Origin of the sequence: Streptomyces sp. NPDC018947 (assembly GCF_044390505.1) — a bacterium.
Lineage (GTDB): Bacteria > Actinomycetota > Actinomycetes > Streptomycetales > Streptomycetaceae > Streptomyces.
On sequence record NZ_JBIRZD010000011.1, the window covers coordinates 215,176 to 237,908 of the forward strand.

The 22,733-nt window shown below is 73.4% G+C and carries 16 protein-coding genes; 12 read left to right on the forward strand and 4 right to left on the reverse strand.

Annotation, left to right across the window (positions count from 1 at the left end):
- The first annotated feature begins 39 nt into the window (after positions 1 to 39).
- Complete coding sequence (gene groL, locus ACH499_RS22140; protein ID WP_356197849.1) at positions 40 to 1,665, forward strand: chaperonin GroEL; 1,626 nt, start codon at positions 40 to 42, stop codon at positions 1,663 to 1,665.
- Positions 1,666 to 1,824: 159 nt separating this feature from the next.
- Here groL and ACH499_RS22145 read toward each other — a convergent pair whose 3' ends face one another.
- Positions 1,825 to 2,598, reverse strand: coding sequence for an SDR family oxidoreductase (locus tag ACH499_RS22145; RefSeq protein ID WP_356197851.1), 774 nt, complete (start codon positions 2,596 to 2,598; stop codon positions 1,825 to 1,827).
- A 96-nt stretch (positions 2,599 to 2,694) separates the two neighbouring features.
- Positions 2,695 to 3,363 carry an MOSC domain-containing protein gene (locus tag ACH499_RS22150; protein WP_399017742.1) on the reverse strand — a complete coding sequence of 223 codons (669 nt, stop codon included), beginning with the start codon at positions 3,361 to 3,363 and terminating at the stop codon, positions 2,695 to 2,697.
- Between the two features lie 81 nt (positions 3,364 to 3,444).
- Here ACH499_RS22150 and ACH499_RS22155 point away from each other — a divergent pair, with 81 nt between their 5' ends.
- Positions 3,445 to 4,365 carry a LysR family transcriptional regulator gene (locus ACH499_RS22155; protein ID WP_399017744.1) on the forward strand — a complete coding sequence of 307 codons (921 nt, stop codon included), beginning with the start codon at positions 3,445 to 3,447 and terminating at the stop codon, positions 4,363 to 4,365.
- Between the two features lie 102 nt (positions 4,366 to 4,467).
- Here ACH499_RS22155 and ACH499_RS22160 read toward each other — a convergent pair whose 3' ends face one another.
- Positions 4,468 to 4,809, reverse strand: a complete 342-nt coding sequence (locus ACH499_RS22160; RefSeq protein ID WP_356197858.1) for a WhiB family transcriptional regulator — start codon at positions 4,807 to 4,809, stop codon at positions 4,468 to 4,470.
- Between the two features lie 380 nt (positions 4,810 to 5,189).
- Between ACH499_RS22160 and ACH499_RS22165 the strand changes: the two genes are divergently transcribed.
- From ACH499_RS22165 to ACH499_RS22180, 4 genes are all read left to right on the forward strand, one after another.
- Positions 5,190 to 5,801 (forward strand): response regulator transcription factor, encoded by a 612-nt coding sequence (locus ACH499_RS22165; protein ID WP_003948568.1) that lies wholly within the window; start codon positions 5,190 to 5,192, stop codon positions 5,799 to 5,801.
- Between the two features lie 279 nt (positions 5,802 to 6,080).
- Positions 6,081 to 6,668: a sigma-70 family RNA polymerase sigma factor gene (locus ACH499_RS22170; protein ID WP_019329587.1), complete on the forward strand. Its 588-nt coding sequence runs from the start codon at positions 6,081 to 6,083 to the stop codon at positions 6,666 to 6,668.
- Positions 6,669 to 6,808: 140 nt separating this feature from the next.
- Entirely contained in the window at positions 6,809 to 8,314 is a 1,506-nt protein-coding gene (guaB, locus tag ACH499_RS22175) for an IMP dehydrogenase (protein WP_356197861.1), read from the forward strand.
- A gap of 106 nt (positions 8,315 to 8,420) precedes the next feature.
- Positions 8,421 to 9,545: a GuaB3 family IMP dehydrogenase-related protein gene (locus tag ACH499_RS22180; RefSeq protein ID WP_356197864.1), complete on the forward strand. Its 1,125-nt coding sequence runs from the start codon at positions 8,421 to 8,423 to the stop codon at positions 9,543 to 9,545.
- Between the two features lie 68 nt (positions 9,546 to 9,613).
- On the opposite strand, the gene ACH499_RS22185 is transcribed toward ACH499_RS22180, so the two are convergent.
- Positions 9,614 to 10,822 (reverse strand): nucleotide sugar dehydrogenase, encoded by a 1,209-nt coding sequence (locus tag ACH499_RS22185; RefSeq protein ID WP_399017747.1) that lies wholly within the window; start codon positions 10,820 to 10,822, stop codon positions 9,614 to 9,616.
- A gap of 286 nt (positions 10,823 to 11,108) precedes the next feature.
- Here ACH499_RS22185 and ACH499_RS22190 point away from each other — a divergent pair, with 286 nt between their 5' ends.
- From ACH499_RS22190 to ACH499_RS22215, 6 genes are all read left to right on the forward strand, one after another.
- Positions 11,109 to 12,815 (forward strand): glycerol-3-phosphate dehydrogenase/oxidase, encoded by a 1,707-nt coding sequence (locus ACH499_RS22190; protein WP_399017749.1) that lies wholly within the window; start codon positions 11,109 to 11,111, stop codon positions 12,813 to 12,815.
- A 226-nt stretch (positions 12,816 to 13,041) separates the two neighbouring features.
- Positions 13,042 to 14,988: a serine/threonine-protein kinase gene (locus ACH499_RS22195; RefSeq protein ID WP_399017751.1), complete on the forward strand. Its 1,947-nt coding sequence runs from the start codon at positions 13,042 to 13,044 to the stop codon at positions 14,986 to 14,988.
- A 168-nt stretch (positions 14,989 to 15,156) separates the two neighbouring features.
- The gene (locus ACH499_RS22200; RefSeq protein WP_399017753.1) at positions 15,157 to 17,670 is read left to right on the forward strand and encodes a protein kinase; all 2,514 of its coding nucleotides are present in this window, start codon (positions 15,157 to 15,159) and stop codon (positions 17,668 to 17,670) included.
- 170 nt (positions 17,671 to 17,840) lie between these two features.
- Positions 17,841 to 19,532 (forward strand): serine/threonine-protein kinase, encoded by a 1,692-nt coding sequence (locus ACH499_RS22205; RefSeq protein ID WP_399017801.1) that lies wholly within the window; start codon positions 17,841 to 17,843, stop codon positions 19,530 to 19,532.
- Between the two features lie 93 nt (positions 19,533 to 19,625).
- Positions 19,626 to 20,753, forward strand: a complete 1,128-nt coding sequence (locus ACH499_RS22210; RefSeq protein ID WP_399017755.1) for a serine/threonine-protein kinase — start codon at positions 19,626 to 19,628, stop codon at positions 20,751 to 20,753.
- Between the two features lie 129 nt (positions 20,754 to 20,882).
- Positions 20,883 to 22,640, forward strand: coding sequence for a serine/threonine-protein kinase (locus tag ACH499_RS22215; RefSeq protein ID WP_399017757.1), 1,758 nt, complete (start codon positions 20,883 to 20,885; stop codon positions 22,638 to 22,640).
- The last annotated feature ends 93 nt before the right edge of the window (positions 22,641 to 22,733 follow it).

Consider the following 22,733-nt stretch of genomic DNA (forward strand, 5'->3'; position numbering starts at 1 on the left):
TTTCCCTTAGACCAGATTTCCGAGAGGGCTCCCGCTCCCATGGCGAAGATCCTGAAGTTCGACGAGGACGCCCGTCGCGCCCTCGAGCGCGGCGTCAACAAGCTTGCCGACACGGTGAAGGTGACGATCGGTCCCAAGGGCCGCAACGTCGTCATCGACAAGAAGTTCGGCGCCCCGACCATCACCAACGACGGCGTCACCATCGCCCGCGAGGTGGAGATCGAGGACCCGTACGAGAACCTGGGCGCCCAGCTCGTGAAGGAGGTGGCGACCAAGACCAACGACATCGCGGGTGACGGCACCACCACCGCCACGGTCCTGGCCCAGGCGCTGGTCCGCGAGGGCCTGAAGAACGTCGCCGCCGGTGCCTCCCCGGCGCTGCTGAAGAAGGGCATCGACGCGGCCGTCAAGGCCGTCTCCGACGACCTCCTCGCCACCGCCCGCCCGATCGACGAGAAGTCCGACATCGCCGCCGTGGCCGCGCTGTCCGCCCAGGACCAGCAGGTCGGCGAGCTGATCGCCGAGGCCATGGACAAGGTCGGCAAGGACGGTGTCATCACCGTCGAGGAGTCCAACACCTTCGGTCTGGAGCTGGACTTCACCGAGGGCATGGCCTTCGACAAGGGCTACCTGTCGCCGTACTTCGTGACGGACCAGGAGCGCATGGAGGCCGTCCTGGAGGACCCGTACATCCTCATCAACCAGGGCAAGATCTCCTCCATCGCCGACCTGCTGCCGCTGCTGGAGAAGGTCATCCAGGCGGGTGCCTCCAAGCCGCTGCTGATCATCGCCGAGGACGTCGAGGGCGAGGCCCTGTCGACCCTGGTCGTGAACAAGATCCGCGGCACCTTCAACGCCGTCGCGGTGAAGGCCCCGGGCTTCGGCGACCGCCGCAAGGCGATGCTCCAGGACATGGCCGTCCTCACCGGCGCCACCGTCATCTCCGAGGAGGTCGGCCTCAAGCTCGACCAGGTCGGCCTGGACGTGCTCGGCACCGCCCGCCGCATCACCGTCACCAAGGACGACACCACGATCGTCGACGGTGCCGGCAAGCGCGACGAGGTCGAGGGCCGCATCGCCCAGATCAAGGCCGAGATCGAGAACACGGACTCCGACTGGGACCGCGAGAAGCTCCAGGAGCGCCTCGCCAAGCTGGCCGGCGGCGTGTGCGTGATCAAGGTCGGCGCCGCCACCGAGGTGGAGCTGAAGGAGCGCAAGCACCGTCTGGAGGACGCCATCTCCGCGACCCGCGCCGCGGTCGAGGAGGGCATCGTCTCCGGTGGTGGCTCCGCCCTGGTCCACGCCGTCAAGGTCCTCGAGGGCAACCTCGGCAAGACCGGCGACGAGGCCACCGGTGTCTCCGTCGTCCGCAAGGCCGCCGTCGAGCCGCTGCGCTGGATCGCCGAGAACGCGGGCCTCGAGGGCTACGTGATCGTCTCCAAGGTCGCGGAGCTGGAGAAGGGCAGCGGCTACAACGCCGCCACCGGCGAGTACGGCGACCTGGTCAAGGCCGGCGTCATCGACCCGGTCAAGGTCACCCGCTCCGCCCTGGAGAACGCCGCGTCCATCGCCTCCCTCCTCCTGACGACCGAGACCCTGGTCGTCGAGAAGAAGGAAGAGGAAGAGCCGGCCGCCGCGGGCCACGGCCACGGCCACGCCCACTGAGCTGAGCTGAGCCGACGGTGCCCGGCGCCCCCTGTGGGGGGTGCCGGGCACCGTGGTTTTCCCGGGGTGGCATCACGTCCGCCCCGGTGGGTTCGTCGCCGCGCGCGGCGCCGTCGTGGCTGATCGCGCGGCTCCCCGCGCCCCTTGCGGGGCGCACTCCTACTGCGGCCCGTACTTGCGCCCCGTGCGGGAGCTGATGCCGCCCAGCAGGTTCCGCGGCAGCAGCTTCGCCGCGCCCATCAGGGCCTTGTAGCGGGGGTCCGGGATGGAGAGGGACTTGCCGCGGGAGAGGTCGGCGAGGGCCGCCGCGACCAGCTTGTCCGCGTCCAGCCACATCCAGTTCGGGATGTTGTCCGTGCCCATCCCCGCCCGCTCGTGGAACTCCGTGCGCACGAAGCCCGGGCACAGGGCCATCAGGCGCACGCCGCTGCCTGCCAGATCCTTCGCCACACCCTGCGTGAACTGCACGACCCACGCCTTGGAGGCGCCGTAGGTGCCGCGCGGGAGGAAGGCGGCGACCGAGGCGACGTTGACGATGCCGCCGCGTCCCCGCGCCCGCATCGCCTCCGCCGCCGTGGCGGTCAGCCGCAGCACCGCCTCGCAGTGCACCTTGAGCATCGTCAGCTCGTCGGCCATGGAGACCTCGAGGAAACGGCCCTTGTTGCCGAAGCCGGCGTTGTTGATCAGCAGGTCGACGGGGTTCCTGCGGTCGTCCAGCCGGGCGGTCACCGCCTCGATGCCCGTGTCCGTCGACAGGTCGGCCGTCAGTACCTCGGCCTCGATGCCGTGCCGGTCGTGCAGCTCGGTCGCCTGTTCGCGCAGCCGCTTGGTGTCGCGGGCGACCAGCACCAGGTCGTGCCCGTCCGCCGCCAGCCGTCGCGCGAACGCGGCGCCGATGCCCGCCGTCGATCCCGTAATCAATGCCGTTGTCATGGCGCAAGGTTATGGGTCCGGACCGGACAGGTCCGTTCCGCTCACCGGGACCACGCCTCGTGAAGGCCCCGTGGAGCAAGGTCCGCTGATGCCGGGTCAGGAACCGTGCTTCTCTATGTACGTCCGGGCCTTCGCCAGCGCGTCCGGGTGAAGCGCGTCGCCCGCCGCGAGCAGCCGGGGCAGCAGGTCGCGCTCCGTCGTCACCGCCCGGAACTGCACCGCCACCGTCACCTCGTGGCCGGGCCGGTGCACCACCTCCACCGGGTCGCCCGCCCGTATCTCACCGGGCTCGATCACCCGCAGATAGGCGCCCGGCGCGCCCTTGGCCGTGAAGCGCTTCACCCACCGCTGCTCACCCAGATGGCCCTGGAAGGTACGGCACGGGATCCGGCCGCTCGTGACCTCCAGCAGCAGATCGGGGCCGACGCGCCAGCGCTCGCCGATCAGGGCGCCGGAGACGTCCACGCCCGTCGTGGTGAGGTTCTCGCCGAACGCGCCGTGCGGCAGCGGGCGGCCCAGCTCCCGCTCCCACTCGTCCATGTCCTCCCGGGCCATCGCGTACACGGCCTGGTGGTCACCGCCGTGGTACCGCGTGTCGCAGACCGCGTCCCCGGCCAGCCCGCTCGCGCCGACGCCCCTCGGGCCCGGCGCCGTCACCCGGACGGGTCCGTCGGCCGGCCGCTTGTCGATGCCGGTCAGGCCGTCGGGCTGATCGGTGTAGGGCACGGCCTTCGGGCGGCCGAGATTGACAGACAGAAGCTTCATGGCCGAACGGTAGGACAATCCACATCAAAGAGTCGACGCATTATCCGGCGTACGGTCAAAGGGTCGCTTATCCTCGAAGGTGTGATCGAGGCTCGTCATCTCCGCGTGCTGCGCGCCGTGGCATCCACCGGTTCCTTCTCCGCCGCAGGGCGGGAGCTGGGCTGCACCCAGCCCGCCGTCAGCCAGCAGATGAAGGCCCTGGAGGCCTCCGTCGGCACCCCCCTGCTCGTGCGCACCGGCCGCGAGATGCGGCTGACCCAGGCCGGTGAGGCGCTGGTGCGGCACGCCTCCGGCATCCTCGCCGGGCTGACCGCGGCAGAGGAGGAGGTCGCCGCCATCGCGGGCCTGCGGGCCGGACGGGTCCGGCTGGTCTCCTTCCCCAGCGGCAGCTCCACCCTCGTCCCCACCGCCCTGGCCGCCCTGCGCGCCGCGCACCCCGGCACCCGCGTCTACCTGGAGGAGGCCGAGCCGCCGAAGTCCGTGCAGTTGCTGCGCGAGGGCGACTGCGACGTGGCCCTCGCCTTCCGCTACGAGGGTGCCGCGAACGTCGAGGAGTGGGACGACCTGGTCGTACGGCCGCTGCTGAGCGACCGCCTCGTGGCACTGGTGCCCGAGCGGCACCGGCTCGCGCGCACCGGGGACGGGGGGTCCGTGGCCATCGGCGAGCTGGCCCGGGAGCCGTGGATCGCGGGCTGCCCGCGCTGTCGCGGCCAGCTCGTCGAGGTCTGCGAGGGCGCCGGCTTCACCCCGCGCATCGACTTCGCCACCGACGACTACCCGGCGGTCGTCGGCCTGGTCGGGGCCGGCCTCGGGGTGGCCGTCCTGCCCCAGCTCGCCGTCGAGTCGGTGCGGCCGCGGGGTGTGCGCACGGTGACCCTGGACCCCGAGGTGCGGCGCGAGATCGTCGCGCTCACCCTGCCCGACCTGGCCCAGGTGCCCGCGGTGGCGGCGACGCTGGACGAGCTGGCGCGGGCGGCCTCCGGGCAGGCGGGGGTGCGCTGAGCGGACGCCGGACCGGAGCCGGACAAAAAAGGGGCACGCGTGCGGCGCGTGCCCTTGCTCGTTTCCGGTCAGTTGTCGTCCAGTCCCTGAAAAAACGTTCCTTCAGTGGTGTGCGGCGGCGGATTCCCCGCCGACCGACGCCGGCGCCGATGCCGCCACCAGGCGGTTGCGCGCCCGTCCCATGAGTTCCTCGCGCTCGTCCTCGGTCAGTCCGCCCCACACGCCGTACGGCTCGCGCACCGCCAGCGCGTGCGCCGCGCACTCCGCCCGTACCGGGCATCGCATGCAGACCTCCTTGGCCGAGTTCTCACGAGCGCTCCGGGCCGCACCGCGCTCGCCCTCCGGATGGAAGAAGAGCGAGCTGTCCACCCCGCGGCAGGCAGCCAGGAGCTGCCAGTCCCACAGGTCCGCGTTCGGTCCGGGAAGGCGGGAGAAATCTGCCATTGCGTGACCCCTTGTAGCCGATCTGGGTGGATCCGGTGTCCACGACCGTACAACTACGATCTAAGGAGATGAAAATATGACTCATTGCGAATCTAGCCGCAGACACCAGCGAAGCGGAAGAAAAGCGGCTAAATGGGGCACCGGTTGTGATGAAAGCGGGCGGGTCCCACGCGCATGTCTGCACCGTGAGCGACCCCTCACGTAGAGTGCCGAAGACGACACACAGCCCCGTAACTCTTTCGAGTGACCGTCGTTGAGAGTGCGGAGGCGGTTGAAGGAACAGGTGCTCGGGCGGGCGTCCGGGACGGTCGACCGCACAGGTGAGATTTCGTACCAGCCTGGAGGCTCAACGTGACGCGCATCAGCTCCGGAGGACGGCCATGACTTCCGTCCTCGTCTGCGACGACTCCCCGCTTGCCCGAGAGGCGCTCCGCCGCGCGGTCGCGACCGTGCCCGGCGTCGAGCGCGTGACGACGGCCGCCAACGGCGAGGAAGTCCTCCGCCGCTGGGGCGCCGACCGCTCGGACCTGATCCTGATGGACGTGCGCATGCCCGGTCTGGGCGGCGTCGAGACCGTGCGGCGGCTGCTGTCCGCCGACCCCGGCGCGCGCATCATCATGCTCACCGTCGCCGAGGACCTCGACGGCGTCGCCCTCGCGGTCGCCGCCGGTGCCCGCGGGTATCTGCACAAGGACGCCTCGCGCGCCGAACTGCGCGCGACCGTGACACAGGCCCTCGCGGACCCGACCTGGCGGCTGGCCCCGCGCCGGCTGCGCTCCGCCGAGATGGGCGCCGCGCCCACGCTCACCGCGCGTGAGATCCAGGTCCTGGAGGGCATGAGCCACGGCCGGTCCAACGCGGAGATCGGGCGCGAACTGTTCCTCTCCGAGGACACCGTCAAGACGCACGCCCGGCGGCTCTTCAAGAAGCTCGGCGCCTCGGACCGGGCACACGCGGTGGCGCTCGGCTTCCGGTGGGGCCTCGTCCGATAGGGAACCCCGTGTGGTGCAGGCCCACAGGGCCCAACCGGGGTGCCGGGATCCCCGCTTACCGCGAGGTGGGCGGGGGTGACAAGGCGCCCCGCCGGGTGCCCGCTGCTCGTTTCGCCGCGGATGACGCATCCTTGAGGTGTGGAGTTCCTCGGGGACGAGTCGGTCGAGCGGAAGGGGAGGGCGCAGGGGATGAGTTCCGGCGCACCTGCTCATAACGCTTCGGTGCACAACAGTGGGCACGGAGCCACGGATCGGACGGCCGCAAGGCACCATGGACCGATGCGTGACGACGAGGCGGCCCCCGACCAAGGGACGGTCGGCGGGCTCGTACACCGCGCCGTCGACGGGGACGAGCAGGCCACGCACGACCTGCTCGCCCATGTCCACCCCCTGGCGCTGCGCTACTGCCGTACGCGGCTGTCCCGGCTGCCCGGCGACGCCCGGCACTTCGTGGAGGACCTCGCCCAGGAGGTCTGCGTCGCGGTGCTGCTGGCGCTGCCGCGCTACAAGGACACCGGCCGCCCCTTCGAGGCCTTCGTCTTCGCCATCGCCGCCCACAAGGTCGCCGACCTCCAGCGGGCGGCGATGCGGCACCCCGGCTCCACGGCCGTGCCGTCCGACGAGATGCCCGAGCGGCCCGACGACTCGCTCGGCCCGGAGGAGCGGGCGCTGCTCAACAGCGACGCCGCGTGGGCCAAGAAGCTGCTCGCCAACCTGCCCGAGAACCAGCGCGAGCTGCTCCTGCTGCGCATCGCCGTGGGGCTCACGGCCGAGGAGACCGGCCAGATGTTGGGAATGTCACCCGGAGCCGTGCGTGTCGCCCAGCACCGGGCGCTCAGCCGGCTGAGGGCCCTGGCGGAGCAGTAGTCGTACGGACGGACGGTCGCGAGCCGTCCGTTTCGTAGGAAACGACGAACGTCCCAGGTTCCTTGATCGTGGAATGAGACGGGTCCGCGGCCCGTTAGCATGGACATCCGCACCGATCAAGGCCATTTGGGGAAGGTGTCATGACTGCCAACGTCGACGGAGTGCCCGAGAAATTCGCGACACTCGGGCTGACCTACGACGACGTGCTGCTGCTGCCGGGCCCGTCGGACATGGCACCCGACGAGATCGACACCGCCTCGTACGTCTCCAAGAACGTGCGGGTGAACATCCCGCTGCTGTCCGCCGCCATGGACAAGGTCACCGAGTCGCGCATGGCGATCGCGATGGCCCGCCAGGGCGGTGTCGGCGTGCTGCACCGCAACCTGTCCATCGAGGACCAGGCCAACCAGGTCGACCTGGTCAAGCGCTCCGAGTCCGGCATGGTGGCCGACCCGATCACCATCCACCCGGACGCCACCCTCGCCGAGGCCGACGCGCTGTGCGCGAAGTTCCGCATCAGCGGCGTCCCGGTCACCGACGGCGGCAAGAAGCTGCTCGGCATCGTCACCAACCGCGACATGGCCTTCGAGACCGACCGCTCCCGCCGGGTGCGCGAGGTCATGACGCCGATGCCGCTGGTCACCGGCAAGGTCGGCATCTCCGGCGTGGACGCCATGGAGCTGCTGCGCCGCCACAAGATCGAGAAGCTGCCGCTCGTCGACGACGAGGGCGTCCTCAAGGGCCTGATCACGGTCAAGGACTTCGTCAAGGCGGAGAAGTACCCGCACGCCGCCAAGGACGCCGAGGGCCGCCTGCTGGTCGGCGCCGCGGTCGGTGTCGCCGGTGACGCCTTCGAGCGGGCCCAGGCCCTGATCGAGAAGGGCGTCGACTTCATCGTCGTCGACACCGCGCACGGCCACTCCCGCCTGGTCGGCGACATGGTCGCCAAGATCAAGTCGAACTCGTCCGGCGTGGACGTCATCGGCGGCAACATCGCCACCCGCGACGGCGCCAAGGCGCTCATCGACGCGGGCGCCGACGGCATCAAGGTCGGCGTGGGCCCCGGCTCCATCTGCACCACCCGCGTCGTCGCCGGCATCGGCGTCCCGCAGGTCACGGCCATCTACGAGGCGTCGCTCGCCGCCAAGGAGGCCGGTGTCCCGGTCATCGGCGACGGTGGCCTCCAGTACTCCGGCGACATCGCCAAGGCCCTGGTCGCCGGCGCCGACACGGTGATGCTGGGCTCCCTGCTCGCGGGCTGCGAGGAGTCGCCGGGCGAGCTGCTGTTCATCAACGGCAAGCAGTTCAAGTCGTACCGCGGCATGGGCTCGCTGGGCGCCATGCAGTCCCGCGGCGACCGCAAGTCGTTCTCCAAGGACCGCTACTTCCAGGAGGGCGTCGCCTCCGACGAGCAGCTCGTCCCCGAGGGCATCGAGGGCCAGGTGCCCTACCGCGGCCCGCTCTCCTCCGTCGTCCACCAGCTCGTCGGCGGCCTGCGCCAGTCGATGTTCTACGTCGGCGGCCGGACCGTGCCCGAGCTCCAGGACAACGGGCGGTTCGTGCGGATCACCTCCGCCGGTCTCAAGGAGAGCCACCCGCACGACATCCAGATGACGGTCGAGGCACCGAACTACAGCCGCAAGTAGGCGCACAGCCTTCCTGGGCGGCCCCGGAGCGCATCCGGGGCCGCCCTCGGCGTGTCCGTCGGGGATACTGGAAGGCGCTGCAACGCATCAGGGAAAGGCCACAGACGTGACTGAGATCGAGATCGGGCGCGGCAAGCGCGGCCGCCGGGCGTACGCCTTCGACGACATCGCCGTCGTCCCCAGCCGCCGTACGCGGGACCCGAAGGAGGTCTCGATCGCCTGGCAGATCGACGCCTACCGTTTCGAGCTGCCGTTCCTGGCCGCTCCCATGGACTCCGTCGTCTCGCCGGCCACCGCCATCCGCATCGGCGAGCTGGGCGGCCTCGGCGTGCTGAACCTCGAGGGCCTGTGGACCCGGTACGAGGACCCGCAGCCGCTGCTGGACGAGATCGCCGAGCTGCCGGCCGAGGCCGCGACCCGCCGCCTCCAGGAGGTCTACGCCGCCCCGATCAAGGAAGAGCTGATCGGGCAGCGCATCAAGGAGGTGCGCGACTCGGGCGTGGTCACCGCCGCCGCGCTCTCCCCGCAGCGCACCGCCGAGTTCTCCAAGACGGTCGTGGACGCCGGCGTCGACATCTTCGTCATCCGCGGCACCACCGTCTCCGCGGAGCACGTCTCGTCCTCGCACGAGCCGCTGAACCTGAAGCAGTTCATCTACGAGCTCGACGTCCCGGTGATCGTCGGCGGCTGCGCCACCTACACCGCCGCCCTGCACCTGATGCGCACCGGCGCGGCCGGCGTCCTCGTCGGCTTCGGCGGCGGCGCCGCGCACACCACGCGCAACGTCCTCGGCATCCAGGTCCCGATGGCCACCGCGGTCGCCGACGTGGCCGCCGCCCGCCGGGACTACATGGACGAGTCCGGCGGCCGGTACGTGCACGTCATCGCGGACGGCGGGGTCGGCTGGTCCGGCGACCTGCCCAAGGCGATCGCCTGCGGCGCGGACGCCGTGATGATGGGCTCCCCGCTGGCCCGCGCCACCGACGCGCCGGGCAAGGGCAACCACTGGGGCATGGAGGCCGTCAACGAGGAGCTGCCCCGCGGCATGAAGGTCGACCTCGGCACGGTCGGCACCATCGAGGAGGTCCTCACCGGCCCGTCCCACACCCCGGACGGCTCGATGAACTTCTTCGGCGCGCTGCGGCGGGCCATGGCCACGACCGGCTACAGCGAGCTGAAGGAGTTCCAGCGCGTCGAGGTGACGGTCGCGGACTCGCAGCACCGGCGGTAATCACCCGGACGGCGTACACGGGGGCCCGGAGCGATCGCTCCGGGCCCCCGTGCGTACCCCGGCGCCGTTCAGAGCCGGTGCGCCGCCCCCGTGGGCGTGGCGCCCCGGGTGTCGAGCAGGAGCTGGGCCTTCACCGACAGGCCCTGGAGGTCGTACGTGCGGTGCTGCTGGAGCAGGATCGTCAGGTCGGCGTCGGCGGCGGCCTCGTAGAGGGAGTCGGCGCGGGGGACGGGGCGGTCCAGGACGTTCCAGGACGGGACGTGCGGGTCGTGGTAGCTGACCGCGGCGCCCATCGACATCAGGCGGGTGGCGATCTCCACGGCGGGGGTCGCCTGCTGGTCGGCGAGGTCGGCCTTGTAGGTGACGCCGAGGAGGAGCACGCGGGCGCCGCGCGCGGACTTGCCGTGCTCGTTGAGAAGGGCGGCGGCGCGCCGCACGACGTAGCGGGGCATCTGGGCGTTGACCTGCTGGGCCAGTTCGACCATGCGCAGGCTGCGGGGGGCCTGGCCGGCCAGGTCCTGGGGCACGGAGTGGCCGCCGACGCCGGGGCCGGGGCGGAAGGCCTGGAAGCCGAACGGCTTGGTCTCCGCGCAGCGGATGACGTCCCACAGGTCCACGCCGAGGTCGTGGCAGAGGACGGCCATCTCGTTGACCAGGGCGATGTTGACGTGCCGGAAATTGGTCTCCAGGAGCTGGACCGTCTCCGCCTCGCGGGGGCCGCGGGCGCGGACCACCTTGTCGGTGAGGCGGCCGTAGAAGGCGGCGGCCGACTCGGTGCAGGCGGGGGTGAGGCCGCCGATGACCTTGGGGGTGCCGGTCGGTGCGGCGTCGCGGTTGCCCGGGTCGACGCGGCTGGGGGAGTAGGCGAGGTGGAAGTCGCGCCCCGCTCGCAGCCCGGAGCCCTCTTCGAGCAGGGGGCGCAGGAAGTCCTCCGTCGTCCCCGGCCGCACCGGCGACTCCAGGATCACCGTGGTGTGCGGGCGCATGTGGGCGGCGAGGGTGCGGGCCGCGGCCTCGACCTGGGTGAGGTCGAGCCCGCCGTCGGCCGCCTGTGGGGTCGGCGCGCAGATGACGGCGGTGCGTACCCGGCCCAGCTCGGCCGGGCCCGCCGCGGTCCGGAAGCCCCCCGAGAGCATCCGGCGCACCTCGGCGGGGGTGAGGGGGCCGGGCTCGGGGCCGGTCTTGTAGCCGAGCGTGGAGATGCCGGCGGCGACGGCGGCCTGGGCCAGGGGCAGGCCGTATGGGCCGAGTCCGATGACGGCGAGATCTGCGGGCATGGCGTGGGCCGTCCTTCCCAGTAGCCGGAGCGGGACAGGTGCGCAAGCCCGGTGGACAGGATGGGCGAGCACAACGTCACACTAGGAGTAAATATGACCGATATGCGGTATTGATCGGCCGGGTTTCCGCGAGTGTCGACGGACGGCCGCGGGGAGAGTTGTCCACAGGCCGGGGCCCGTGGTGGCTGAAGCAGGGCAACCCGGTCAGAATCTGGGCATGGGGGGTACACGGAACCGGGCTTCGCCCGACGGGTGCGGCCGACGCGACTGACAGCGGGAGGCAGCAGTGAGGACAGCGACACTGGGGCCGGCGCAGCGCGCCGAGGCACTCGCGTCCATGGCCGAGCGGGAACTGGACGTCCTGGTGGTGGGCGCGGGCGTGGTCGGCGCGGGCACCGCGCTGGACGCCGTGACGCGCGGCCTGTCCACCGGGCTGGTCGAGGCGCGGGACTGGGCGTCGGGCACCTCCAGCAGGTCCAGCAAGCTGATCCACGGCGGTCTGCGCTATCTGGAGATGCTCGACTTCGCCCTCGTCCGGGAGGCGCTGAAGGAGCGCGGGCTGCTGCTGGAGCGGATCGCGCCGCACCTGGTCAGGCCCGTGCCGTTCCTGTACCCGCTGCAGCACAAGGGCTGGGAGCGGCTGTACGCCGGCTCGGGCGTGGCGCTGTACGACGCGATGTCGATGGCGCGCGGACACGGCCGGGGTCTGCCGCTGCACCGGCACCTGAGCCGCCGTCACGCCCTGCGGGTGGCACCCGCGTTGCGCAAGGACGCCCTGGTCGGCGCGCTCCAGTACTACGACGCGCAGATGGACGACGCCCGGTTCACCGCCACGCTGGTGCGCACCGCGGCGGCGTACGGGGCCTTCGCCGCCAACCGGGCGCGGGTGACCGGCTTCCTGCGCGAGGGCGAACGCGTGGTCGGTGCCCGCGTGCAGGACGTCGAGGCGGGCGGCGAGTACGAGATCCGCGCCAAGCAGGTCGTGAACGCGACCGGTGTGTGGACGGACGACACCCAGGCGATGGTCGGCGAGCGCGGCCAGTTCCACGTCCGGGCGTCCAAGGGCATCCACCTGGTCGTGCCGAAGGACCGCATCCACTCCACGACCGGGCTGATCCTGCGCACCGAGAAGTCCGTGCTGTTCGTCATCCCGTGGGGCCGGCACTGGATCATCGGCACCACCGACACCGACTGGGACCTGGACAAGGCGCACCCGGCCGCCTCCAGCGCCGACATCGACTACCTGCTGGAGCACGTCAACTCGGTGCTCTCCGTGCCGCTCACCCGCGACGACGTCGAGGGCGTCTACGCCGGCCTGCGCCCGCTGCTGGCCGGGGAGTCGGACGCCACCAGCAAGCTCTCGCGCGAGCACACCGTCGCCCACCCGGTGCCCGGGCTCGTCGTCGTGGCGGGCGGCAAGTACACGACGTACCGGGTGATGGCCAAGGACGCCGTGGACGAGGCGGTGCACGGGCTCGACATGCGGGTCGCCGACTGCGTCACCGAGGACGTCCCGCTGCTGGGCGCCGAGGGGTACCCGGCGCTGTGGAACGCGCGGGCGAGGATCGCCGCGCGCACCGGCCTGCACGTGGTGCGCGTGGAGCACCTGCTCAACCGGTACGGCACCCTCACCGAGGAACTGCTGGACCTCATCGCCGCCGACCCCGCGCTCGGCGAGCCGCTGGAGGCCGCCGACGACTATCTGCGCGCCGAGATCGTCTACGCCGCCTCGCACGAGGGCGCGCGGCACCTGGACGACGTGCTCACCCGGCGCACCCGCATCTCCATCGAGACCTTCGACCGGGGCACCCGCAGCGCCCGCGAGGCCGCCGAGCTGATGGCGCCGGTCCTCGGCTGGGGCCGGGACCAGGTCGACCGCGAGGTCGAGCACTACGAGAAGCGGGTCGAGGCCGAGCGGGAGTCGCAGCGCCAGCCCGACGACCTGACGGCCGACGCGGCCCGGCTGGGGGCGCCCGACATCGTGCCGCGCTAGCCGGCCGCCCGGCCCGCGGTGACGCAGGGTCAGTCCCCCGGTGACGCAGGGTCAGCCCGCGGGTGACGCGAGGCCGGCCCCCGCCCCCCGTGTCACCGCTGCGCCGTTCACCGGGCCCCGCCGCGCGCGGGGGCCGGCCGCGGCGGGAGGGGCACCCTGGGCGTCGAGCACTTGTCGGGTGAGGGACAATGAAGGCTCTGTCAGGGCGGGTTGCATGAGGGGACGCATGTCGGAGGCGGAGCGGGCGGGAACATCCCGTACGGACAAGAGCGCACGTCTCCTCGCCGGGCGGTACCGGCTGGGAGACGTGCTCGGCCGCGGCGGCATGGGGACGGTGTGGCGCGCCGAGGACGAGACGCTGGGGCGCACGGTCGCCGTCAAGGAGCTGCGGTTCCCGTCGAACATCGACGAGGAGGAGAAGCGGCGCCTGATCACGCGCACGCTGCGCGAGGCCAAGGCGATCGCGCGGATCCGCAACAACAGCGCCGTGACGGTCTACGACGTGGTCGAGGAGGACGACCGGCCGTGGATCGTGATGGAACTCGTCGAGGGCAAGTCGCTCGCCGAGGCCATCCGCGAGGACGGCCTGCTGGAGCCGAAGCGCGCCGCGGAGGTCGGTCTCGCCATCCTCGACGTGCTGCGCTCCGCGCACCGCGAGGGCATCCTGCACCGTGACGTGAAGCCGTCGAACGTGCTGATCGCCGAGGACGGCCGGGTCGTGCTCACCGACTTCGGCATCGCCCAGGTCGAGGGCGACCCGTCCATCACCTCCACCGGCATGCTCGTCGGCGCCCCCTCGTACATCTCCCCGGAGCGCGCCCGCGGCCACAAGCCCGGACCGGCGGCCGACCTGTGGTCGCTCGGCGGCCTGCTGTACGCGGCGGTCGAGGGCACCCCGCCGTACGACAAGGGCTCGGCGATCGCCACGCTCACCGCGGTGATGACCGAGAACCTGGAGGAGCCGAAGAACGCCGGCCCGCTGCGGGACGTCATCTACGGCCTGCTCACCAAGGACCCCGCCCAGCGGCTCGACGACGCGGGCGCCCGCGCGATGCTCAACAAGGTCATCCACGCGCCCGCCGGCCGCACGGCGGACGCCGAGCCGCTGGACGCCACCAAGCTCGTGCCGCTGCCGGCCCAGCCGGACGAGCGCGCCGCGGGCAAGCGGGCCGAGGAGGCCGGGGAGCGGCTGCGCGGGGCACTGCGCTCCGTGCGCAAGGCCGCCGTCGGCACCGGCGCCGCGGCCCGCACCGAGCAGGGAGCCGGCCACCGGGCGGGCGCGGGGGCCGCCGCCTCGCACGCCGCCGCCCCGCCGGCCCACGCACCGGCCTCGGCCGGAGGCCCCGGCGCTCCGAACACCCCGGTGACCGGCCGGAGTTCGGGCTGGCCCGTGGTGCCGCCGCCGGACCTGCCGCCCCGGTCCGTGCCCCGCGCCCCGCTCACCGACGTGGTGCCGAAGCGGACGCTGGCCATCATCGCGGTGATCGTCGCCCTCGCCGTGCTCGGCACGGTGCTCGCCCTCACCCTCGGCGGCGGGGACGACGACGGAGCCGAGGGCGCGAGCGGCACCGCTGCCACCGCCACGGCGAGCGACGGCACCTCGCCGGACGGCGCCGGGGAGGACGGCGAGGGGACCCGTACCGACGGCGCCGCCTCGAAGCCGGCCACGGACGCCTCCCCGGCCTCCCCGGACACCCCCGGCGCCTCCGCCGGCGCCGGGGCCGGCAAGGGCGGCGACGCGCCGGTGGCCGCCACCCACCGGGGCGGCCAGGGCTACTCCATCGGGCTCCCCGAGGGCTGGAAGTTCACGTCCACGGGTGCCGCGGGCGACCGGTTCACCGGCCCCGGCGGGCAGAAGCTGCTGATCGGCTGGACGTCCACGCCCAAGGACGACCCGGTCGCCGACTGGCGCAACCAGGAGCGGTACATGGTCCGCTCGCAGTACAAGCAGATCCGCATCGAGAAGGTGGGCTACCGGGGCTGGAACGCGGCCGACTGGGAGTTCAGCTACTCCGACGGCGGTACCAGGTACCGGACCGTCGACCGGGGTTTCGTGGTCAACGACCACCAGGGCTACGCGCTCATGTACACCGCCAAGGCGGCCGACTGGGGCAGTGACCTGCGCCGGGGCACCTGGCAGACCCTGACGAGGACCTTCACGCCCAAGCCCTGACCCCGCCCGCCCCGGGTTTGAGCGCTCCGATATCCGGCATCCCCTCTTTGCGGGTTGCCTCCGGCACGTATCGTGAATGACCGCGGACCGTACGCAGCCGGAACGGCCCGCTGGGCGAACGGAATTGACCGACCGGTACCGAAGCACCGGGCTGCCGGGGGAGGCAACGTGGACGACTACGCGGGACGGGTCCTCGCCGACCGCTACCGCCTGCCGCTACCGCCGTCCGACGCGTACGAACCGACCGAGAGCCGGGCCTTCGACACCTACAGCGGCCAGGAGGTCCTCGTCCGGCAGGTGCCGCTGCCCGAGGTCGTCGAGGCCGAGGTGCTCGACGCGGACGGTCTGCCCGACGGCTTCACCGCCCGGCGCCCGGGCGCGCGGTCCCCGGTCCCCCCGGGCGGCCCGCGGCGCCCGGCCGACCCGGTGGTCCTGCGCGCCGTCGAGGCCGCGCAGGCGGCCGCCGCCGTACCCGACCATCCGCGCCTGGACCAGGTCTTCGACGTCTTCGCCGAGGGCGGCTCGCTGTGGATCGTCAGCGAGCTGGTGGCGGCCAGGCCGCTGGCCGCCCTGCTCGCCGAGCAGCCGCTGACCCCGTACCGGGCGGCCGAGGTCGCCTCCGACGTCCTCATGGCGCTGCGGGTGCTGCACGGCCACGGCTGGGTGCACCGGAACATCACCGCCCGCACGGTGCTCGTCTGCGACGACGGACGCGTGATGCTGACCGGCCTCGCGGTCGGCGCGGCGGAGGAGGCGCTGTGCGGGTACGACCCCGTTCCCGGGCCGGAGGGCGAGGCGGACGAGGGCGGCACCGGGTTCGGGCCGGGCTCGGGAGCCGGCGGTGACGGGGACGCGCGCGGCTCCGGCTCCCCGGGCGCCGGGCCGTCCGGTCCCGCGACGGCCGTGTTCGGGCCCGGCGGAGCGGGCCCCGGTGACCATCCCGAGGCCGCCCGGCGCGCCGCCATAGAGGCGCGCGACGAACGCGGGCTGCCGGCGACCGGCCCGGAGGGGCCCCGAGGGCTGCCGTCCGGGTTCGTCCCGGCCTCGCTCGACACCGGCGGCGACATCCGCGCCGCCCGCGCCGGAGCCATCGCCGCCTACCGCGCCGGCGCCCGTGCCGCCGCCCGCGTCCAGGAGACGCAGAACGGACGCGCGTCCCTGCCCGGCGCCCGCCCCGCCCCCGACCACGAGGACGGCCGGACCACCGGGCCCGGCACGTCACCGCCCGGCCGGATCGCCGACCCCTACGGCGTCCGCACCGCCTCCTGGCACGGCGCCGCGCCCCGCACGAGCGGCGACCAGGCACCCGCCGCCACCGCGCCGTCGGCCGAGCACGGCGTCCCCCGGCAGGAGACACCTCCCGCCGCCCGGACCGCCGGCGGCTGGGACGACCCGGACGCCCGCCACCCCGCGCGGCGCGGCCCCGCCACGGCACTCGCCGCCGAGCGGGCCCGGCAGGCCCGGATGGCCGTCGTCGGACCCGTCACCGAACGCTGGGCACCGGAGCAGGCCGGACCGGTGCACGAGAACTGGCAGCTCGCCGCGCCCATCGGCCCCGCCACCGACCTGTGGGCGCTCGGCGCCCTGCTCTTCCGCGCCGTACAGGGCCACGCGCCCTACCCGGAGGAGTCGACCGCCGAGCTGGTGCAGATCGTGTGCGCGGAGCCGCCCGCGTTCGCCGAGGAGTGCGGACCGCTGCGGCCGGTCGTGGAGTCGCTGCTGCGTCAGGACCCCACCGAGCGCATCGACTTCGAGGAGCTGAGCGGCTGGCTGCGCTCCCTGGTGCGGTCCGCGCCCGAGCCGGAGGCCGGACTGCACGTGGTCTCGGCACCGCCCGCCGACACCGGCCGCCTGCCCATCGTGCGCCGCCGGGGCGAACTGGTGCGCAGAAGGCGCGCCACGCTGCCCGCGCACCACGGCCGGCACAAGAGGGCCCGGCAGGAACCGGACCGCTCACCGCGCAGCCTCGGCCGGACCCTGCTCCTGGTGATCCTGCTCGGCCTCGCCGCGGCGGTCGCGTACGCCATGTTCTTCATGCCGAGGAACGACACCGGCACGGCCGGCCCCCCCGACCGCACGGGCGCCGCCGCCGGGGCGAGCCGGGCGCCGACCGAGGGCTCCACGGACGCGGGCGGGGATCCCCGGCCGGAGCAGTCGTCCGACGACGGCGGGACCGGCCCCGCGGAGGCGAGCCGTTCCGCCGAGACGCAGACCACCGCACCCGGCGCGGCCGACGGATTCGTCCTGCGCGAGGACCCCGAGGGCTTCCGGGTCGCCGTGGCCGAGGGCTTCACCCGCACCCCGCGCAACGGCATCGGCCAGGTCGTCTACGCCAAGGGCGACTTCGAGCTGCTCGTCGTCCCCGGCCGGGACGGCGCGGACGAGTTCGGCAGCGACCCGATGGCCTACCAGCGCGACCGCGAACGGGAGTTGGAGCCGTACCGCGCGTCGAGCTGGGCCACCTCCAGCGGGCTGAAGACCATCGAGGTGGGCGGACGGTCCATGGCCGAGGGGCAGTTCACCTGGACCGGCGGCGACGGCGGCGAGCGGTACGTGCGCAACCTCGCCATGCTCATCGACGGGCGCTACCACGTGCTCCAGGTCCGCGGCCCGGAGGCGGAGCGCGACGAGGTCACCCGGCTGTACGAACAGGCCTCGTCGACCTACCAGTACACGCGCTGACGGCAGTTGGGGACCGCGGGCGACGCACCGACCCGCCCGATGGTTCCCTCTCGGCGCGGGAAGCGACAACCGTCACAGAGCGGCCGTCGAATCCCCCCACCCGTTCCCCGAACGGGGACGGGTCCCTAGTCTGGCCCCTGACAAGACCATTGCGGGGCAACGTGAATCAGATGCAGGGCCGGCTCGTCGCGGGCCGTTACCGGCTCGGCGAGTCCATCGGCAGCGGCGGCATGGGCCGGGTGTGGCGGGCGCACGACGAGGTTCTCCACCGGGCCGTCGCCATCAAGGAGTTGACCGCCGCGCACTACGTCTCCGAGAGCGACCAGGCCATCCTGCTGGCGCGCACCCGGGGCGAGGCGCGCGCGGCCGCGCGGATCAACCACTCGGCCGTCGTCACCGTGCACGACGTCCTCGAACACGACGGCCGTCCGTGGATCGTGATGGAGCTGGTCGAGGGCCGGTCGCTGGCGGACGCGGTCAAGGAGGACGAGCGCGTCGAGCCGCGCGAGGCGGCCCGCGTCGGCCTGTGGGTGCTGCGCGCCCTGCGCGCCGCGCACACCGCCGGGGTCCTGCACCGCGACGTCAAACCGGGCAACGTCCTGCTCGCCGACGACGGGCGGGTGCTGCTCACCGACTTCGGCATCGCGCAGATAGAGGGCGACAGCACCATCACCCGCACCGGCGAGGTCGTCGGCTCCGTCGACTACCTGGCGCCCGAGCGGGTGCGCGGCCACGATCCCGGCCCCGCCTCCGACCTGTGGGCGCTGGGCGCGACGCTCTACACGGCCGTGGAGGGCAGATCGCCGTTCCGCCGCACCTCGCCCCTGACCACCATGCAGGCGGTCGTCGAGGAGGAGGCGTCCGAGCCCGTGCACGCCGGGCCGCTCGGGCCCGTCATCAGCGCCCTGCTGCGCAAGGATCCGGCCGATCGTCCGGGCGTGACCGAGACCGAGCAGATGCTCGCCGAGGCCGCCGAGGGACGGCGCCCCGACTCGGCCCAGCTGTACGTGCCGACGCAGTACTCGCCCGCCGGACACGCGGCCGCCGCGGCCCACGCGGGAGTGCCCGGCCCGGCCGGGCGGACGCCGTACCCGCCGGTGACCGCCCCGACGGCCGTCGGACACCCGGCGGCGATGCCGCCCGGGGGCACGCCGCCCATGGGCTACCCGCCCGCGGGCGCCGCACCGGTCCGGCCGCGTCGCCGCCGCCTGCGCAACCTCGCCCTGGTGGTCGCCGTCGCCGCCCTGGTCGGCGGCGGCACCGCCGTGCTGCTGCAGACGTCGGACAGGGGGAACGACAAGGACCGGGACACCGTGGCGGGCGAGTCGCAGAACCCCTCGGTCTCCGCCTCGCCGTCCGCGTCGCCGGAGAAGGTCCGCACCGGGTCCGTGCCGGCCGACTGGGTACGCCACGACGACCCGCTGGGTTTCAGCCTCTCCCTGCCCCCGGGCTGGGAGCGCGAGGAGCTGGAGGGCGGCGACGGCCTCCAGCAGGTCGACTACACGCCCGACGGCGGTGAGCACTTCGTCCGCATAGCCGTGGACACCGCACCCGACTTCGACGATCCCTACGCCCACCAGCTCGACCTGGAGCAGCAGCTCCAACGCCTCGTCGGCTACCGGCGCGTGACGCTGGAGCACTCCACCTACCGCGACCGCGACAGCGCCCGGTGGGAGTACACCTGGACGGCCCTGGCGAAGGACACGCCCTTCCCCGGCCCGAGGCGCGCCGTCGAGGAGATGTACATGTCGCGGGACGGCGTCGAGTACGCGATCTACATGTCCGCGCCCGCGCGGGACTGGGAGAGCGCCGACGCCCGGTTCGCGGCCGTGCTGCGGAGCTGGCAGGAGAAGACGGCCTGACCCGGCGCGGCGCCGTCCGCACGCCCGTCGGTTGTCGGCCACCACCCGTCCGGCGGTCCGGAGCAGGTGCGTCCGGTGAGGCATGATGGACGCATGGTGACCGAGGGGGCGGGCGGGCGTGTCATCGCGGGCCGTTACCGGCTCCACGAGCGGCTCGGCCGCGGCGGCATGGGCATCGTGTGGCGGGCGACCGACCAGCTCCTGGGCCGTCAGGTGGCCGTCAAGGCGCTGCCGCGCGACGAGACCCTGTCCGAGGCGCAGGCCCGGCGCCGCCGCGAGCGCACCCTGCGCGAGGCCCGCGCCGTCGCCCAACTGCGGCATCCGCACGTCATCGTCGTCCACGACGTGGTCGAGGACGAGGAACGTGCCTACATGGTCATGGAGCTGGTCGAGGGCGGTTCCCTCGCCGACCGGGTCCTGTCGCACGGGCCGGTCGACGCGCGGGAGGCCGCCCGGATCGGTGTCGCCCTGCTCGCCGCCCTGCGCACCGCGCACGAGGCCGGGATCCTGCACCGGGACGTGAAGCCCTCCAACGTGCTGGTCGCCGAGGACGGCCGGGTCGTCCTCACCGACTTCGGCGTCGCCCAGGTCGCGGGCGCCACCACCCTCACCGAGAGCGGCACCTTCGTCGGCTCGCCCGAGTACACCGCCCCCGAGCGGATGTCCGGCGCCGGGACCGGGCCGGAGTCCGACCTGTGGTCGCTGGGCGTGCTGCTGTGCGCGGTGCTCAGCGGCGCCTCGCCCTTCCACCGGGACTCGCTCGGCGGCATCCTGCACGCCGTGGTCTCCGAGGAGATCCGCCCGCCCGCGCAGGCGGCGCCGATCCTGCCCGTCGTAAGGGGCCTGCTGGAGCGCGACCCCGCGCGGCGGCTGGACGCCGCTCAGGCGGAACGGATGCTGCGCGCCTTCCTCACCACGGGCCGCACCCCGCCCGCGTCCGGCACCGGCGCGCCGCGGTACTCCACGCGCGGCGTCCTCCTGGGCGCGCTGCTGGTCGCGGCGGCGGCCGGGGCGGGCGTGTCGGCGGCGGTGCTGCTCGCGGACGGCGACGGCGGCGGGGGAGGCGGTACGCCGACGGTCTCCGTCACACCGCCGCTGGCGCCGCCGCCCGCGACGCCGTCGACGTCCGGGGAGCCCGCGTCCCCCTCCGCGGAGCCCGGCGGATCCGGCGAGGCGCCGACCGCGACGGTCACCGTGACCCGCCCCGCGTCCACGCCGTAGGCCACGCACACGCGGCCGGCGACCGCGAACACGCCCAAACAGGAGATAAGCGTCAGCGTGCGTCACGGGTCTGTGACCACGGCCGACGGGCGGTGGATACCGGTACGTCCGGCGCGATATGGATGGACCATGAGCAACAACGGGGGACCCCGCGGGGGGTCGGACGAGCCGACGAGTTTTGCCCTGCAACCGCCGAACCCGGCCGCCGCCGTACCCCACCCCGGCAACCCGTACGCGACCCCCGCCCAGGCCGTCCCCCCGCACGCACCGGCCCCCGCCGCGCCCGGGCACGTGCCCGCGCAGGCCCCGTCTCACGCGCCCGAAGCCGGGTACGCGCCGCCGCCGCAGGGACCCGGCCCCGCGCACACGCCCGACCCGGCGCACACGCCCGCGGGGGAGCCGGGCGCCGGACGGCTGATCGCGGGCCGCTACCGGCTGATCGCCAAGCTCGGGCACGGCGGCATGGGCACGGTGTGGCGGGCCGAGGACGAGACCGTGGACCGCGAGGTCGCCGTCAAGGAACCCCGCCTCCCCGACCACCTTCCCGAACGTGAACGGGCCAACGCCTACGAGCGGATGCGCCGCGAGGCGCGCGCCGCGGCCCGGCTCGACCACCCGGCCGTGGTCGACGTGCACGACGTGGCCGTGGTGGACGGCCGGCCCTGGATCGTGATGGAGCTGGTGCGGGGCCGCTCGCTCGGTGACGTGCTCCGCGAGGGCACCCTCGGCGCGCGCGACGCCGCCCGGATCGGCCTTCAGGTGCTCGGCGCCCTGGAGGCCGCGCACGCGGCGGGCATCCTGCACCGGGACGTGAAGCCCGACAACGTCCTGCTGGGCCGGTACGACCGGGTCGTCCTCACCGACTTCGGCATCGCCCAGATCGAGGGCGAGACCAATCTGACCGACACCGGCGGCTTCGTCGGCTCGCCGGAGTACATCGCCCCCGAGCGGGTGCTGGGCCAGCGCCCCGGCCCGGCGAGCGACCTGTGGTCGCTGGGCGTGGTGCTGTACGCGGCGACGGAGGGCGTCTCGCCGTTCCGCCGCAGCAACACCCCCGCCACGCTCCAGTCGGTGCTCAACGCGGTGCCCGCGCCGCCCGCCTCCGCGCGGGGGCCGCTGGCCGAGGTGATCACGGGCCTGCTGGAGAAGGACCCGGCGCGCCGTCCGGACGCCGCCCGGGTGCGCGCCCTGCTGGAGGCCGCGGCGAACCCGCCCGCGCCGCCCGCGTCGAGGCCCACCCAGGTGGTGCCGGCGCCCGCGCCGGGCGGGCGCCGGTTCCGGTTCGGCCGCCTGGCCCGGGCCGGCCTCGCCGCGGCCGTCGTCGCCGCGGCGGCGGGCGCGTACCTGGTGATCGCGGACCCGTTCGCCGGGCCGCTGCCCGAGGGCTGGAAGACCCCGCACGAGAAGGAGGTCGGCGCCAGGCTGGCGGTGCCCGAGGAGTACCAGCGCACCGTGTCCGACGAGGCCGGGGAGCACGGGGTCACCTACACCGACTGGAGCGGCGGCATCTGGGTCGGCCTGACCGTGGACCGGAAGGCGGAGGACACCACCGGCGACATCGCGGGCTCCGCCGCGGCCGAGATGTACGACGACGACGGCGATTTCAAGCGGACCGGCGAGTACCGGCTCTCCATGCCGGAGAACCCGCGGACCGACCCCGAGGAGACCCGGTACCGGGGCCAGAAGTCCGCCGAGAACACGATCCGGTACACGACCACCGACAGCCAGGACCCCCGCCCGCGCGAGCTGCGGATCTTCTACTACCGCACCTCCGCCGGCGACATGTACAAGCTCACCGTCAGCTACCCCGGCAAGGGCGACTTCACCGCGCGGGGACGCGAGGTGGCCGAGACCGCGATCGCCAATCTCGACATCGACGGGACATGACGTCCGTCTCCACACAACGCCCTGATCAGGACGTTTGCTGCCAGTGATCGCTGGCGGCGTGTGAGCACTCGGTGAATCCCCGTTACCGACGGG

What these genes read in the sequence shown, in the direction of transcription:
- groL (WP_356197849.1), top strand. Translation starts at nt 40, where the DNA reads ATGGCGAAGATCCTGAAGTTCGACGAGGACGCCCGTCGCGCCCTCGAG.
- ACH499_RS22145 (WP_356197851.1), bottom strand. Translation starts at nt 2,598, where the DNA reads ATGACAACGGCATTGATTACGGGATCGACGGCGGGCATCGGCGCCGCG.
- ACH499_RS22150 (WP_399017742.1), bottom strand. Translation starts at nt 3,363, where the DNA reads ATGAAGCTTCTGTCTGTCAATCTCGGCCGCCCGAAGGCCGTGCCCTAC.
- ACH499_RS22160 (WP_356197858.1), bottom strand. Translation starts at nt 4,809, where the DNA reads ATGGCAGATTTCTCCCGCCTTCCCGGACCGAACGCGGACCTGTGGGAC.
- ACH499_RS22165 (WP_003948568.1), top strand. Translation starts at nt 5,190, where the DNA reads ATGACTTCCGTCCTCGTCTGCGACGACTCCCCGCTTGCCCGAGAGGCG.
- ACH499_RS22170 (WP_019329587.1), top strand. Translation starts at nt 6,081, where the DNA reads ATGCGTGACGACGAGGCGGCCCCCGACCAAGGGACGGTCGGCGGGCTC.
- guaB (WP_356197861.1), top strand. Translation starts at nt 6,809, where the DNA reads ATGACTGCCAACGTCGACGGAGTGCCCGAGAAATTCGCGACACTCGGG.
- ACH499_RS22185 (WP_399017747.1), bottom strand. Translation starts at nt 10,822, where the DNA reads ATGCCCGCAGATCTCGCCGTCATCGGACTCGGCCCATACGGCCTGCCC.
- ACH499_RS22195 (WP_399017751.1), top strand. Translation starts at nt 13,042, where the DNA reads ATGTCGGAGGCGGAGCGGGCGGGAACATCCCGTACGGACAAGAGCGCA.
- ACH499_RS22205 (WP_399017801.1), top strand. Translation starts at nt 17,841, where the DNA reads ATGCAGGGCCGGCTCGTCGCGGGCCGTTACCGGCTCGGCGAGTCCATC.
- ACH499_RS22210 (WP_399017755.1), top strand. Translation starts at nt 19,626, where the DNA reads ATGGTGACCGAGGGGGCGGGCGGGCGTGTCATCGCGGGCCGTTACCGG.
- ACH499_RS22215 (WP_399017757.1), top strand. Translation starts at nt 20,883, where the DNA reads ATGAGCAACAACGGGGGACCCCGCGGGGGGTCGGACGAGCCGACGAGT.